The following is a 15,339-nucleotide window of genomic DNA, read 5'->3' on the forward strand; positions in this document are numbered from 1 at the left end:
CTCGGCCGCTCGGCTAGCCGTTCGGCTATCAATAACCGGGACTGTCGACCGGCCTTCTTATTAGGAAGGCCGGTTTCCCATGATTGCAGGAGTCGCAACCATCGGACCCATTCTTGTATACGGCGCACTTTATATGCTAGAGTGGATCTGAATACTAACTCCTTCCTGCCTGTCATATGATTGAAACAACCCCTCTCCAACCGGCGGGAAGGTACGGTTATTGGACGTCGGGATTTGGGGGCCCCTTGGTTTCATCCTGCCGGATGTCTCCAAGAGATGGTAAAGGTGGTGTTGGGATGTACTTTCGCGGGCGTACCGTTGCCTTGCTCCTTGTCTTCGCTGTGCTGTTTTCCAGTCTTGCTACGGCCGCGGTGGCAGGCGACGGCAGTTTGTTGTCGCAGGTAACGGGCTCTTCCTTCCTGTCGGGGAATAAAGCCCCCGTTTCCGGCAAGGACGTGGAAGGTCTAGAGGATAACCTGAACAAGTTGAAAGAAGCATATGGGACCATCAAGTCTCGATACATCCATGATGTGGATGACCAAAAACTGATCGATGGGGCCATTCGGGGGATGGTGGAATCCTTGGATGATCCCTACTCCGCCTATATGGACAAAAAGACGGCCAAGCAGTTCCACTCCTCGATGGAGTCCTCTTTCCAGGGAATCGGTGCGGAAGTGACCATGAAAAAGGGGCGAGTAACAATCGTTTCCCCTTTTAAAGGGTCTCCCGCGGAAAAAGCGGGGCTGCGCCCGGAAGATCAGATCGTCAAGGTCAATGATATCAGCTTGGAAGGAATGGATCTGAACGAGGCTGTTGCCAAGATCAAGGGGCCGAAGGGCTCCAAGGCCCGGCTGGAAGTCCTCCGTCCGGGTCAGGACGAGCTGATGAAAGTGACTGTCGTGCGGGATGAGATCCCGATTGAGACGGTTCACTCTCGGATGTTAGAGGACAAAATAGGAAAGATTGAGATCACCCAGTTTTCCGAAGATACTTCCAAAGAAGTTACTAAACAATTGGATAAGCTCGAAGAAAAGGGTATGAAAGGGCTCGTGATCGATGTCCGGGGCAACCCCGGCGGGTTACTGCCTTCCGTGCTGGAAATCCTTGAGAAGCTCCTTCCCGAAGGGAAAATGCTGATGATGACGGAGGATAAATCCGGCAATAAAGTCGAGTACCGTGCTGAAGAAGGGAAGAAAAAGAAATACCCGATTATCGTTCTAACAGACAAAGGATCCGCCAGCGCTTCGGAGATCCTAGCCGGAGCGATGAAATCCGCTGGCTATCCGACGGTTGGACAGACCACTTTCGGCAAAGGGACTGTTCAGACGGCAGAAGATTTTTCCGATGGTAGCAACCTGAAGCTGACGATGGCCAAATGGCTGACACCCGAAGGGAAATGGATTCATAAAAAGGGGATCAAGCCTGATGTAAAGGCGAAGCTTCCCGATTATTACAGGGCGGCTCCACCCCAACCGGATAAACTGCTGAAACGGGATCAGTCCTCTCACCATGTGAAGAATTTGCAATTGGTGCTGGAAGGATTGGGGTATCGTCCCGACCGAACCGATGGTTATTTCAGTGAACAGACAGCGACGGCTGTGAAAGCCTTCCAAAAAACCCACAAGTTGAAGATGACCGGCGAAGTCGATAAGAAGACGGCATTGAAGCTGCAGGAGGAGTTTATCAAGATGCTCCGTAAGCCGGATTCTGACCTGCAACTCCGGGTGGGTGTGGAAACGTTAAAGAAAAAAATGAAATAAGGGAAGGGAATCGCTTTCCCGTATCGAAAACAATCCCACGACCCCTCGGTCATGGGATTGTTTTCCGTTTTGCCTACAGGAGGGATTCACTTGGAGTCCGTTTTTTTTCCGATACAGACAGGGTGGACAGCGTGGCAGGAGATATGGATTCATCCGTTGTGGATAGCGGCTCTTCTCCTAGCAGCTTGGCAGTATGCATGGAAAGGAATCCGGGAACAGCGTTGTTTTGGACGCCGTCTCCATCCCCCGACTCCCCTCTTTCTCCGTACGGTGCTGGTTGGATTGGGAGGAGGGGTTGTGTTTTCCATGACGGCTTCTTTCATCACGGCAGGTATTCGTCCCGCGGAGGCTGTCTGGGTATGGGGGATCCTCCTCTTACTCACCTGTATCCGCCTTCGCTTTGCTTGCCCCGCCTATGCAGTCGGCCTGCTTGCCCTCATTTCCATGGGAGCGGCTGAAGCCGGGTTGCAAACGGGAATAGGGGGGGAGTGGACAGCTGTACTCTGGAAATTTTCCGTCGTAGAGTGGCTGTTCCTGGTGAGCGGCCTTCATGGGTTGGAATGGGCGCTGGTTCGTCTGGATGGGGAAGCGGGGAGTACACCGGTTGTCGAGAGAGACGGTGACAATCAGCCCGTCGGAGGCTATCTCTTGCAAAAAATCTGGCCGCTTCCGCTGGTATTGGTGACACCTGCTGGCTGGTTGCCGCTTCCGTTGGTAGCGAGCTTTGCCCGAATCAATCTTTCCCGCCCGCCGGAACAGCAAAAGCGACGCTCCTCCTCTTTGATTCTGCTCTATGCTTTTTTGCTCGCGGGGTTAGCTGGGATCGCCAAAGTCTGGCCCCCCATGTTATGGGTAGCCTCTCTTTTTTGCATCGCCGGTCATGAGGGAATTTACCAACTGGGGCGGTACCGGGAGCGGCGGCGCCTGTCTTTCTTTGCAGCGGTGTCCGGGGGAATCCGGGTACTGGCCGTTTGGCCGGGCAGTCCGGCAGAGGATATGGGTATTTGCCCCGGGGACATCTTACATAGGGTAAACGGAGAACCCGTTTCCGACCTTGCCGGGTTAAGGGAAGCGCTGACCCGTTCCCCAGCATTTTGCAAGCTAGAACTAACCGACGAAAACGGCGATCCTAAGCTTGCCCACCGCCCTGTCTATGAAGGAGACCCGGATCACCTCGGTATCGTGGAGGCACCTTCTCCGGGCCGCCCAGATCGCCTATCCTCGGATCTCTCATCGGCTTCAGAAGGGAAAAGGTGAGGGTTAGTGGTTTTGCACACCGGGCTATGTCCGGTGTTTTTACTCTGAAAAAGGGGTTGTAGGGCCTTTTGGAATTTCGTGATAAATATATTAATGTCCTATTATTTTTTGCCTCAACATCTTTTTTTGCCGGTTTAGTATTAGACGACAATAATATATGGTACTTGTCTTATCTGTATATAAACTTAGCCGTTGTGTTGGTACTAAGGGTTAGGTGGGAGATCAAAAAGCGGAGGCAGAAGGATTGATTTATCCCACGGTGGGGCGTTTTTGTGGTTGCGGGAAAGGGGAACGGAGACAGAAATCGGACTTTCGACGACACGTATCAACCATATATCGAGAACGAATGTTCCTGTTTTTCTTTCTGCTTGTGGTATAATGGGAAGGATGACAGATTCGAGGTGATGTGGCCATGGCCGAAGAGATCTTTCGCATGGTATCGGAATATAAACCCCAGGGTGACCAACCGGTGGCCATCGAGAAGTTGGTGGCGGGGGTGCAGTCGGGCAAAAAGCACCAGACCCTGCTGGGGGCGACGGGGACCGGAAAAACCTTCACCATTGCCCATACCATCGTTAGGGCGGGCAAACCGACCCTGGTGATCGCTCCGAACAAGACCCTGGCGGCCCAGCTGTGCGGGGAACTGAAGGAATTCTTCCCGGAGAATGCTGTGGAATACTTCGTCAGCTACTATGACTACTACCAGCCCGAGGCTTACGTACCGCAGACGGATACGTATATTGAGAAGGACGCCTCGATCAATGACGAAATCGACAAGTTGCGCCACTCAGCAACATCCGCTCTGTTTGAGCGGAAAGATGTCATTATCGTAGCCAGTGTCTCCTGTATCTACGGCCTCGGTTCGCCGGAAGAATACCGGGAGCAGGTCGTTCCCTTGCGTGTCGGCATGGAGAGAGACCGGAACGCGGTATTGCGGGACCTGGTGGATATCCAGTATGAACGCAACGACATGAACTTTGTTCGCGGTACGTTCCGCGTGAGAGGGGATGTGCTGGAGGTCTTTCCCGCTTCCCGGAGTGAACATGCGGTGCGGGTGGAGTTTTTCGGGGACGAGATCGACCGGATCCGGGAAATTGACGTACTGACCGGGGAGATTCTGGGCGACCGGGAACATATCTCGATTTTCCCTGCCTCCCACTATGTCACCCGAGAAGTGGTCCTGCGCCGTGCATTGAAGGATATCGAAGAAGAACTGGAAGAGCGGCTGGAGGAGCTAAAGTCCCAGGATAAACTGCTGGAGGCACAGCGTCTGGAACAGCGAACCCGCTATGATATGGAAATGATGCGGGAAGTGGGCTTCTGTTCCGGTATTGAAAACTACTCGCGCCACTTGGTGGGGAAGAAAGCAGGGGAGGCTCCTTATACTCTCCTTGATTACTTTCCCGAGGATTTCCTGATGATCATCGATGAATCTCATGTCACCGTTCCCCAGATCGGCGGCATGTACAAGGGGGACCGTGCCAGGAAAGAGATGCTGGTCAACCACGGCTTTCGTCTCCCGTCGGCGATGGACAACCGGCCCTTGAAATTCGACGAGTTTGAAAAACGGGTGAACCAGGTGATCTATGTTTCCGCCACCCCCGGTCCCTATGAGCTGGAGCATACCCCAGAAGTGGTGGAGCAGATTATCCGCCCGACAGGGCTTCTCGACCCCCGCATCCACGTACGTCCGATCCGGGGTCAGATCGACGACCTGATCAGCGAAGTAAACAAACGGCTGGAACGGAACGAACGGGTACTAGTGACCACGCTCACCAAAAAAATGGCCGAAGACCTGACTGACTACCTGAAGGAAGTGGGGATCAAGGTCCAGTACCTTCACTCAGATATCAAGACGATTGAGCGGATGCAGATCCTCCGGAACTTGCGCTTGGGTGAGTTTGACGTTCTGGTAGGGATCAACCTGCTCCGGGAGGGGCTGGATCTGCCGGAAGTCTCCCTCGTCGCCATCCTGGATGCGGACAAAGAAGGTTTCCTGCGTGCGGAGCGTTCCTTGATCCAGACCATCGGTCGCGCCGCCCGTAATGCGAACGGTGAGGTTATCATGTACGCCGACAAGATGACCGATTCGATGCGGAAAGCCATCGACGAGACGGACCGGCGTCGCGAGAAGCAGCTGGCACATAATGAGAAGCACGGTATTCGGCCGCAGACAATCAAGAAAGCGGTTCGGGCGGTTATCGAAGCTACGAAGGTAGCTGAGGACACCGAGACGTATCAAGCGATACCCGACACGGCTACAATGAATAAGAAAGACCGGCAGCGGATGATCGAGCGGATGGAGAAGGAAATGAAAGCGGCGGCCAAGGATCTGGACTTCGAGAAGGCCGCCGAGCTGCGTGATATGATCCTCGAGTTGAAAGCGGAGGGGGCTTAACCGTTGACCCAGGAAAACATCGTGATCCGCGGGGCGCGCGTCCACAACCTGAAGGAGGTGGACGTCACGATTCCCCGTGACCAATTCGTTGTTCTGACGGGGCTGTCAGGCTCCGGAAAATCCTCGCTGGCCTTTGATACCATCTATGCTGAGGGACAGCGTCGCTATGTGGAGTCCCTCTCCGCCTATGCTCGCCAGTTCCTCGGACAGATGGACAAACCGGATGTCGACTCCATCGATGGACTCTCCCCGGCTATTTCCATCGATCAAAAGACGACCAGCCGTAACCCCCGGTCCACCGTGGGGACGGTAACGGAGATCTACGACTACCTGCGGCTCCTCTTTGCTCGGGTGGGGCGTGCCTTTTGTCCTGAACACGGGATCGAGATCGCCTCCCAGACGGTACAACAAATGGCAGACCGCGTTCTGGAATTGTCGGAACGGAGCCGTATCCAAATCCTCGCCCCGATGGTGAGCGGGAGAAAAGGGGAACACGTCAAGCTCTTGGAGGAGATCGGCAAACAAGGGTTTGTCCGGGTCCGGGTCGATGGAGAGATCATGGATCTCTCTGAGGAGATCAAGCTGGAGAAGAACAAAAAGCATTCCATCGAAGTGGTGGTGGATCGGGTCGTGGTCAAACCGGGGATCGAGACCCGGTTGACCGACTCCTTGGAGACAGCTCTCCACCTTTCCGGCGGCAAGGTGATCGTCGATGTGATTGATGGGGAAGAGATGTTGTTCAGCCAAAACCTGGCCTGTCCTGAGTGTGGATTTTCCATGGATGAACTCTCTCCGCGGATGTTCTCCTTCAACAGCCCCTTCGGTGCCTGCCCCACCTGTGACGGACTGGGCAGCCGCATGGAAGTGGATCGGGGCCTTGTCATTCCCGATAAGAGCAAGACCCTGCGTGAAGGGGCGATTGAACCCTGGGTGGGAAAGTCCAGCACCTACTATCCTCAACTGCTGGAATCCGCTTGTCTTTACTATGGCATCGATATGGATGTGCCTGTGAAAGATCTCCCGAAAAAGTCGATGGATATCCTCATGCAGGGGACAGGGGAGCGGATCCCTTTTCGCTACGAGACCGATATGGGACAGGTGAAACAGATTCAGCTCCGTTTTGAGGGCGTACTGAAAAACCTGGAACGTCGCTTCCGGGAGACGGGGTCTGACACCATCCGAGAGCAGATCGAAAACTACATGAGTAACAAGCCCTGTCCCACCTGTGACGGGGCACGTCTGAAAAAAGAAACGCTTTCCGTCTTCGTTGGCGGCAAAAATATCGCTTATGTCACCGGTCTATCCATCCGGGAGGCGATGGATTTCTTTGAGGGATTGACGCTCAACGAAAAAGAGATGGCCATCGCCCGGCAGATCTTGAAGGAGATCAACAGCCGCCTCGGATTCTTGGTCAATGTGGGGCTTAACTATCTGACCTTGAACCGCGCTGCGGGAACCCTGTCCGGAGGCGAAGCACAACGGATTCGTCTCGCCACTCAGATCGGATCGAAATTGATGGGCGTCCTCTATATCCTGGACGAGCCCAGCATCGGCCTTCACCAACGAGACAACAATCGGTTGATCCGTACCCTGGAACAGATGCGGGATCTCGGCAATACGCTGATCGTCGTGGAGCACGACGAGGATACGATGCTGGCCTCGGACCATATCATCGATATCGGGCCGGGCGCGGGGGCCCATGGGGGAGAGATTATCGCTCAGGGGTCACCCGATGAAGTGATGGAGATGGACCAATCCCTGACCGGCCAGTACCTTTCGGGCAAGAAGTTTATCCCGCTTCCTGAGGAGCGCCGGGAGCCCAACGGCAAGTGGATCGAGATCAAGGGAGCCAGGGAGAACAACCTGCAAAACGTCGATGTGAAGGTTCCCCTGGGCGTCTTCACCTGCGTGACGGGCGTATCTGGTTCCGGCAAGAGCACCCTGGTTAATGAAATCCTGCTCAAGGCGCTGGCCCGGGAGCTGAACCGCTCCAAGTGGATCCCTGGGGCTCACGAGGAGATCCGTGGCCTGTCCCATCTAGACAAGGTGATTAATATCGACCAGTCCCCGATTGGCCGTACTCCTCGTTCCAACCCTGCGACCTACACCAGTGTGTTTGATGATGTCCGGGACGTTTTTGCCTCCACCCAGGAGGCCAAAGTACGGGGGTACAAGAAAGGCCGTTTCTCCTTTAACGTGAAAGGCGGTCGTTGTGAAGCCTGCCGGGGTGATGGGATTATCAAAATCGAGATGCACTTTTTACCGGATGTCTATGTCCCATGCGAGCAGTGCAAAGGGAAACGGTATAACCGGGATACCTTGGAAGTGAAGTACAAAGGGAAAAACATCTCCGATGTTTTGGAGATGCGAGTGGAAGAAGCCCTGGAGTTTTTCAAAAATATCCCCCGCATTCAACGCAAGCTGCAGACTCTCTACGATGTCGGGCTCGGGTACGTCAAGCTGGGGCAGCCGGCCACCACCTTGTCCGGAGGAGAGGCCCAGCGGGTAAAATTAGCCTCGGAGTTGTACAAGCGATCTAAGGGGCGGACGCTTTATATCCTGGACGAGCCGACGACAGGCCTGCATGTGGACGATATCTCCCGCCTCCTCAAGGTGTTGCAACGTCTGGTGGATAACGGAGATTCCGTCTTGGTGATCGAGCACAACCTAGATGTTATCAAGACCGCCGACTACTTGATCGACCTCGGCCCTGAAGGGGGAAACGGCGGGGGGACGATCGTTGCTACCGGCACCCCGGAAGAAGTGGTGGAAACGGACGGCTCCCACACTGGCCGGTTCCTGAAGCCGATCCTGGAGCGGGATCGGGAGCGGATGGAAACGTACTATCAGCAACTGTCCGCCCAGATCTCCGGTTGAGTGGGTCAAGCCCTTCACAGGGCTTGTTTTGTTTTTTCCGTTTACCTGGAGCCCAGTTGGGGGATAAGGATAGATGGGCATTATTATACGGGTCGGTCTGAGGGTCCGGTTTCATTCCTTTCTCCGAAGAAATTAAGGTACAATAGATGCGTGAATGGTTTGAAAAGGAGGCGTTTGGCTATGTTTGAGTACACCGTAGAGACGAACAAATCCGTCGATGAGGCGATCAAATCCCTGGATAGGACCCTGGCCGATTACAAGTTCAGCATTCTATGGAAATTGGATATCCCAACCAAACTGATGGAAGCCGGGATCGCTCTGGAACAGGATTTCCGGGTTCTCGAAGTAGATAATCCCGACGTGGCGAAAAAAATGTTGATCCATAACCAGAAGGGTGGTTACTTTCTTCCCTGTAAAATCGTTGTTTATCGTAGTGAAGAGACCCTGCGAACGCATATCGGCCTGATCCGCCCAACCGCTCTTCTGGCTATGACGGAAGATGACCGCCTTCAGGGGATTGCGAAGGACGTCGAAGCGACACTCATTCAGGCTATCGATGAGGCAAAGTAAAATGTAAAGCTCTTCTCCCATTGCGGCTGTTAATCAGCCGCTTTTTTTTGGTTTTTTGAAAGGGGAGACCTTTTCGGCATCGGTCTTGCTAATAGATGGGGGTGGGGTCTTTGAACCGGATGCCGGTAAGCTCGGTAATCCGTAGAATATAGGGAAGGAGATGGGGAGATGGCGAGATTTGAGGGAGTATATGTGGCTGTTGTAACGCCCTTTAAGGAGAGTGGGCAAGTTGATAGTCAACGGCTTGATGAAATTTCCAAGTGGTTGATCGATGAGGGCGTCCAAGGTCTGGTGCCTGCGGGTTCCCTTGGGGAATATGCAACGCTGACCTGGGAAGAGCGGAGAAAAGTGGTGGAAACCGTCGTGGCGGCGGCGAAAGGAAGAGTCCCGGTCCTAGTTGGCTCAGGCGCCCCCTCCACCCGGCAAGCGACGGATTGGGCCCATCATGCCAAGGAGGTGGGGGCTGCCGGGATCATGGCTCTTCCGCCGGTCAACTATGCCCCCCTGGAAAAGGAAATCATTGCCCATTACGAAGCGCTCTCCAGCGTTGGGTTACCGATCGTCGCTTACAACAATCCCCACGACTATCCAACGGACCTAACGCCGGATGTATTGATCCAGTTGTCCCGACTGGAGAATGTGGTGGCGGTAAAAGAATTTTCCGGCGATATCCGCCGGGTCCATGACATCTTGGATCAGACCGATTTAGAAGTGATGATCGGAGTCGATAACCTCGCCTTGGAAGGGCCTGTGGCAGGGGCGACCGGTTGGATCGCAGGAGTTCCGAATGCGCTTCCCCGGCCCTGTGTGGAGTTATTTCGTCTGGCCCGAGAGGGAAACATAGCCGAGGCTTTGCCGCTCTACCGGCGTCTGCTTCCGCTATTCCATTATGATGCTAGCCCACAACTCGTCCAAGCGATCAAATGGATGATGAAATTGGCCGGACAACCGGTCGGGGAGACGCGTCCTCCCCGGTTGCCTTTGCCGGAAGAAAAGTACCAGGAAATCCAATCGGCCTTTGAACGGGCGGTTGGCAAAAGGGAGGAATCTCATGCTGGAAAGTAAAAACTGGATTGGCGGCGAGTGGATCACTCCCCAGGGTCGGGAACAAACCGTAATGAACCCTTCCAACCTGACCGAAGAGGTGGGCGTGGTTCATTTATCCGATTCTTCGCATGCATTCGAAGCGGAGAAAGCAGCGAGGCAAGCATCGGTTCCATGGTCTGGGATGACCGGTGCCGCACGGGGAGAAATCCTGTATCAAATGGCGAATGCCTTGGAGGAGAAGCGGGAGGAACTGGCGGTTCTGGCGAGCACGGAAATGGGGAAGCCCATCGGGGAAATGCGGGGAGAAGTGACGAGGGGAATCCATCTTCTGCGCTATTATGCGGCAGAAGGAGTTCGTCCGACTGGGGAGGTCATTCCGGCTTCCATCTCCCATGTTCATCAATACACCAAGCGGATTCCCTTGGGGGTTGTTGCTGTAATTACCCCTTGGAATTTTCCGGTGGCGATCCCGATCTGGAAAATCGCTCCCGCTTTGATCTGTGGAAATACGGTGATCTGGAAACCTGCCGAAACGGCTTCTCTCACGGCCACCCGGTTAGCGGAAATTTTTGCAACTACTGAGCTTCCACCGGGTGTGATCAATCTGCTGATCGGGAAAGGAAAGGAAATCGGTGCCCCTCTGCTGGAAGAGGTAAAACTGGATGCGGTCAGCTTTACAGGATCTTCGGAGACCGGCAGTCAGATCGCGGTCATTTGTGCCAAAAGGAACATCAAGTATCAAACAGAGATGGGCGGAAAAAACGCTGCTGTCGTTCTCAAGGATGCCGATTTGGAAAAAACCGTTCCGGCTCTCTTAAGTGGGGCGTTCCGCTCTGCGGGGCAAAAATGTACCGCTACGAGCCGAATTTTCGTAGAAAAAGAAATAGCCGCTGCCTTGAAAAAAGCCCTCAGCGAAGAGATTTCACGAATCACCGTGGCACCAGCTCTGGAGCCTGCAGGGTATCTGGGACCGGTCGCATCCCGAGAACAGTATGAAAAAGTATCCCATTACATCGAGATAGCCGGGCGTCAGGGACAGATCGTGGGGGATAACCACAGCCGGCTCGATCAGGAGGGATTCTACATTCATCCGCTTGCCGTTTCAGGCTTCGATATCCAGCATCCGTTGGCCCAGGAGGAAATATTCGGGCCGTTGGCTGTTCTCTTCGAAGCGGCGGATTTTGATGAGGCTGTGGAACTATGCAATCAAACGGTCTACGGATTAAGCGCCTCCTTATTTACAAGGGATTTGTCCCAAGCACACCGATTTTTAGAGCAAGCGGAGGCAGGAATGGTACGGGTCAATCAGGAGACAGCCGGAGTGGAATATCAAGCTCCCTTCGGAGGATTGAAGGCTTCTAGTTCCCATACACGGGAACAAGGGCAGGCGGCCTTGGACTTTTACACCCAAATCAAAACCTGTGCCATCCAATATACATGAAAAGAGAGACTCCACCGGCTTATCTCAAGATAAGCCGGTTTTTCATTCTCTCCACAGGCACGTTGGTCAATCAGTACATGGGATTCATGTCTAATATTCGAGACATATTCTATAATCTTATACATTATTAGCGCTTTCTTGTCTCCATCCTTATACATCGAGCGGTGAGGTTCAGTCCGACAGCAATCGATCATAAAAAATACCCTCTCCTTACATGTGGAGAGGGGTGTTGTTCCAGGTATGTTCCAACCCACGTCGTGCTTTTTTAATATGGGGGCGGAATTGAATCAGGGCCCGGTCCCGCTCCTCTTCGACTCGTTGCAGAGACCGTTCCAGCTGCTCCTTGACGAGCGTTTCATGGGGGTTGACCTGATCAACAATGGATAATCCCGCCACCGTTCCCTGTGCCATTGCAACTTTGGCCCCTTCAACGCCAGTGATACTTCCCGCTACATACAACCCCTTTAGCGGGGTTTCCATCTTGCGGTTGTGAACCGGAACATGGCCTCCAAGCTCCGAAGCATAATGGAAGGGGCAACCGGCTACAGCAGCCAGCTCCACCAGGGGATAAAGACTTCCGGCGATACAAACAAAATCTACAGGAAGGGTTTTTTCCGTACCGGGTATGGGGGTACCATCCGGCGATACATCGGCAATGTTGACTCCTTGAACCTGCTGGTCTCCCACGATTTCCAAAACGGCTTTGCGAAGATGGATAGGGATTCCCCACATCTTCACGCCCGATTTTGGATACAAACGGAGTCCCAGGGATTGCATGGGTTCATTGTTCATCAGGTACCTTCCCCAGCGGATCCAGCGGGAAGGAGATAAGTGGGAAACGCGGAGGAGCGATTGCATGATGAATCGCGGATTACCGGCATCTTTGACGGCGGGGTTGATACCCGGGAGAAACATGCCGGTGAGGCCGATGCCTGCCAATGTCAACTCCCTGGCGATGGCAACGGATAGCACATTGATGCCGACAATCAATCCCCGTTCTCCGACTGGAACCCGGTGGACATTGGTCATCACCTGGGCAGCCCCGATGGACATCACTCCCGGCAACGTCCATCCTGGTATGGGGACGGGAGATTCCGCTGCCCCTGTTGCCAAAAGGACCCTTGGGACATCGATGCTGTATTTTTGGGTATGAACCCTCCATCCTTCGTTGATCCGTTCCAAGTGGGCTACCGGGATACTGCAATCGAACCGAACTCCCAGAGAGGTTGCTTTTTCATATAATTGCTGGGCTTCTTTCATCCCGTTCCACCAGGTGCCGTCGGGTTCTTCATGAAGCTGGCCAAGCAGGCGGCCACCGGGTTTGATGAATTCATCCAGAACCCGCACGTTGAGTCGATGTTCCGCACAGGCGATCGCGGCGGTCAAACCGGCTGGACCGGCGCCGATAATCAATACATCGGTCATCCCTCTCGCTCCCCTTTCCGCAAAGGAAGGGGTAACGCCTGACCGGAGTGGACCACCAACCCTTCTTCCACAAGGGTGAGGCAGGAACGAATTCCTTCCTGACCGTTTACGCGAACACGGCATTCGAAGCAGTGGCCCATATTACAGTAAATCCCTTTCGGTTCTCCGCTTTCCTCGTGAAATCGGAGCGTTCGAATCCCGTGGGCCAGGAGGGAGGCGGCGATTGTCTCCCCTTCGTAGGCTTCGATCAGCTGGTTATCAAAGGTGAAGGTGACTGGTTTTCTATCCCCGATAAAACCCAGTATGGGGTGATGGTAAATCCGTCTGGCTTTCACTCGGGATTCCCCCAATCACCAAACGTGACGGGACGCACAGGCGGTTGGTGTTTTAGGGGAGGTTGGTGGGTGTTTTGTCCGGTGCTTTCCGGTGCCAGAGCATCCACCAGCGTTCTGCAAGTACGCCCGCCGCAAAAACCCATGCCCGCTCGAGTACGTAGCTTCAATTCTCGCGAGGAACATGGGTGAGAATGAAGGGTTTCCATGATTTTTCCTAAGGTGACTTCTTCACATCGACAAACGATGATGGAATCGTAATTCATCCATGACCTCTCCCTTCCTAAGCTCTTTCTACAAGCATGATGCAAGAAGCAAGCCAAGGGGAGGGATCAGGGTTCAAGAGGTAGGCAGCCCTAGTTTGCGAATACGGTTATACAGGGTTGCCCGTGAGATGCCCAATTTTTTGGCGGAGGATTGTTTATTGCCCTTTTCCTGTTTCAATGTGTTCAAAATCACTTTTCTCTCGTGTCTCTCCAGTTCTTCCCGAAGAGTCATGGAGCTTTCGGAGAGAAACACGGAAGGTTCTTCGCTTTCATGGGGGAGGGAAGTGAAAGGGAGATCTTCTCTTTTGATATTGCCGTCTGTAGCAAAGATAACCAGCCTCTCGATCACATTCCGTAGCTCCCGGATATTTCCCGGCCATTCATATTGGATAAGCTCTTGCATGATATGGGGGGAAATCCCGTAGAGCGGCCGGTTATGGCGAAGGGAAAATTCATTTAGGAAATAATGGATCAGCATGATGATATCTTCTCGCCTTTCCCTCAGGGGCGGGATTCTCAATGTGATTACATTGAGTCGGTAGTATAAGTCCTCTCTGAACTTCCCTTCTTTCACAAGAGACTCTAGGTGTTTATTGGTGGCTGCCACGACACGGAAATCTGCGTCAATTTGCCGGGTGCCTCCCACACGGAAATATTTCTTTTCCTGAAGCACTCTTAACAATTTGACCTGCATATCGTAAGGCATCTCCCCGATCTCGTCCAAAAACAGGGTTCCACCTTGGGCCAGTTCGATTTTACCTTTTTTGCCTTTTTGGTCAGCGCCGGAAAAGGCTCCTTTTTCATAACCGAACAACTCACTTTCAAATAAAGAAGGGGGAATGGCCCCGCAGTTGATGGGGATGAACGGGGATGTCGGCGACTCTCTTACGTCGTGAACAGCCTTGGCAAACAATTCTTTTCCCACCCCGCTTTCCCCCGTGATTAAAACGGTCGCGCCGGTGGAACCGATTTTTTCAACTCGCTCTTTTGCCTTTTGGATAGCGGGGCTGGTTCCCTTAATGGCATCAAACGGATCCGGGGAAGGCTTTAGTTTTGCGACCTCCCGTTCCAGGTGATGCATCTTGGAGGAGGCGTTAAACAGTTCCTGGTTGAGTCGCACCTGGCTGGTTATATCCGTTTCGGAAGCTACAGCGCCGATAATCTCGCCATTTAAACGGATGGGTTTTGTATTGATCAATACGAATAAATCGGAACGGGGACGGTGCTGATGTCGATACAGGGATTTTCCGTCTTTCAGAGTTTCTAAGATTTCCAACATGCCGGGATCAAAAAAATTGGTGATGGGGCTGCCGAATATTTCTTCATGCTTGACAGAAAAGATCTCTTCAGCCCCTTTGGTCCATACGACAACCCGTTCATGTTCGTCGATTACCGTCACGGAGGCGTCCATCGTTTGTATGACCGTTTCAAAGTAAGCTTCCAAATAGCGATAAGACTGATAGAGTTGGCGGAAGAAGTCCATCCCATGCAAATAGCCAATTTCTTTTTCCGTGTCATCGTGGACTAAGACAAACTCATACTGCAAGAGTAGGGGGATGATCTCGGTCATCGGTTGATCGCGATGGACCCGGGTGCTCTCTAACCAAGGTAGAGACGGAAAGGAGAGGTCCGCTTTCGTAGAAATCCACGAGGGATGAAGATAGAACAATCCCTCCTCTCCCTGTAGGAAAATGACCGTATCCGTAAAGCAGTGCCGATTCCATAAAGAGGAGTCGTTGATCGAGGTCTTGTCTATAACGGTAAATCCGGATTGGATCATGTCATGGACGGCGGGAAGTTTGTGATGCATGAAGCTCCCTCCTGACAATCATGTTTATGAAAATAGACACATCATAAAGAATTATACACCATTAATTTGGAAAATAGGGAATATTGAAATGGATTTCCTCTCTAGTTGATCATGGCATAGATCTTGCGATGGAACAGGTTTCACCATCACCTTCTT

11 protein-coding genes are annotated in these 15,339 nt (G+C 53.1%); 7 read left to right on the forward strand and 4 right to left on the reverse strand.

Annotated features, from left to right (window positions below; all coding sequences use genetic code 11):
• The first annotated feature begins 296 nt into the window (after window positions 1–296).
• The 7 genes from ACFOUO_RS11575 (at window position 297) to ACFOUO_RS11605 (ending at window position 11,350) form a co-directional block, all read left to right on the forward strand.
• A complete protein-coding gene (locus tag ACFOUO_RS11575) occupies window positions 297–1,760 on the forward strand; it encodes a S41 family peptidase (protein WP_380705273.1) in 1,464 nt (487 codons plus the stop codon).
• Between the two features lie 90 nt (window positions 1,761–1,850).
• A complete protein-coding gene (locus tag ACFOUO_RS11580) occupies window positions 1,851–3,017 on the forward strand; it encodes a PDZ domain-containing protein (protein WP_380705274.1) in 1,167 nt (388 codons plus the stop codon).
• A gap of 412 nt (window positions 3,018–3,429) precedes the next feature.
• Window positions 3,430–5,415: an excinuclease ABC subunit UvrB gene (gene uvrB, locus ACFOUO_RS11585; protein WP_380705275.1), complete on the forward strand. Its 1,986-nt coding sequence runs from the start codon at window positions 3,430–3,432 to the stop codon at window positions 5,413–5,415.
• A gap of 3 nt (window positions 5,416–5,418) precedes the next feature.
• Entirely contained in the window at window positions 5,419–8,292 is a 2,874-nt protein-coding gene (gene uvrA / locus ACFOUO_RS11590) for an excinuclease ABC subunit UvrA (RefSeq protein WP_380705276.1), read from the forward strand.
• A 180-nt stretch (window positions 8,293–8,472) separates the two neighbouring features.
• Entirely contained in the window at window positions 8,473–8,862 is a 390-nt protein-coding gene (locus tag ACFOUO_RS11595; protein WP_380705277.1) for a DUF302 domain-containing protein, read from the forward strand.
• A 168-nt stretch (window positions 8,863–9,030) separates the two neighbouring features.
• Complete coding sequence (locus ACFOUO_RS11600; protein ID WP_380705278.1) at window positions 9,031–9,927, forward strand: dihydrodipicolinate synthase family protein; 897 nt, start codon at window positions 9,031–9,033, stop codon at window positions 9,925–9,927.
• A complete protein-coding gene (locus tag ACFOUO_RS11605; protein ID WP_380705565.1) occupies window positions 9,917–11,350 on the forward strand; it encodes an aldehyde dehydrogenase family protein in 1,434 nt (477 codons plus the stop codon). The genes ACFOUO_RS11600 and ACFOUO_RS11605 overlap by 11 nt, the downstream gene beginning before the upstream one ends.
• Window positions 11,351–11,560: 210 nt before the next feature.
• On the opposite strand, the gene ACFOUO_RS11610 is transcribed toward ACFOUO_RS11605, so the two are convergent.
• The 4 genes from ACFOUO_RS11610 to ACFOUO_RS11625 form a co-directional block, all read right to left on the reverse strand.
• Window positions 11,561–12,775: an NAD(P)/FAD-dependent oxidoreductase gene (locus ACFOUO_RS11610; RefSeq protein WP_380705279.1), complete on the reverse strand. Its 1,215-nt coding sequence runs from the start codon at window positions 12,773–12,775 to the stop codon at window positions 11,561–11,563.
• On the reverse strand, window positions 12,772–13,110 hold the full coding sequence (locus ACFOUO_RS11615; RefSeq protein WP_380705280.1) for a (2Fe-2S)-binding protein: 339 nt from the start codon (window positions 13,108–13,110) through the stop codon (window positions 12,772–12,774). Before ACFOUO_RS11615 ends, ACFOUO_RS11610 begins: the two co-directional genes overlap by 4 nt.
• Window positions 13,107–13,373, reverse strand: coding sequence for a (2Fe-2S)-binding protein (locus ACFOUO_RS11620; protein WP_380705281.1), 267 nt, complete (start codon window positions 13,371–13,373; stop codon window positions 13,107–13,109). Before ACFOUO_RS11620 ends, ACFOUO_RS11615 begins: the two co-directional genes overlap by 4 nt.
• Window positions 13,374–13,446: 73 nt before the next feature.
• Window positions 13,447–15,183, reverse strand: coding sequence for a sigma-54 interaction domain-containing protein (locus ACFOUO_RS11625; RefSeq protein WP_380705282.1), 1,737 nt, complete (start codon window positions 15,181–15,183; stop codon window positions 13,447–13,449).
• Between the last annotated feature and the right edge of the window lie 156 nt (window positions 15,184–15,339).

The sequence above is a fragment of the Salinithrix halophila genome (assembly GCF_042650125.1).
Classification (GTDB): Bacteria; Bacillota; Bacilli; order Thermoactinomycetales; family DSM-45169; genus Salinithrix; species Salinithrix halophila.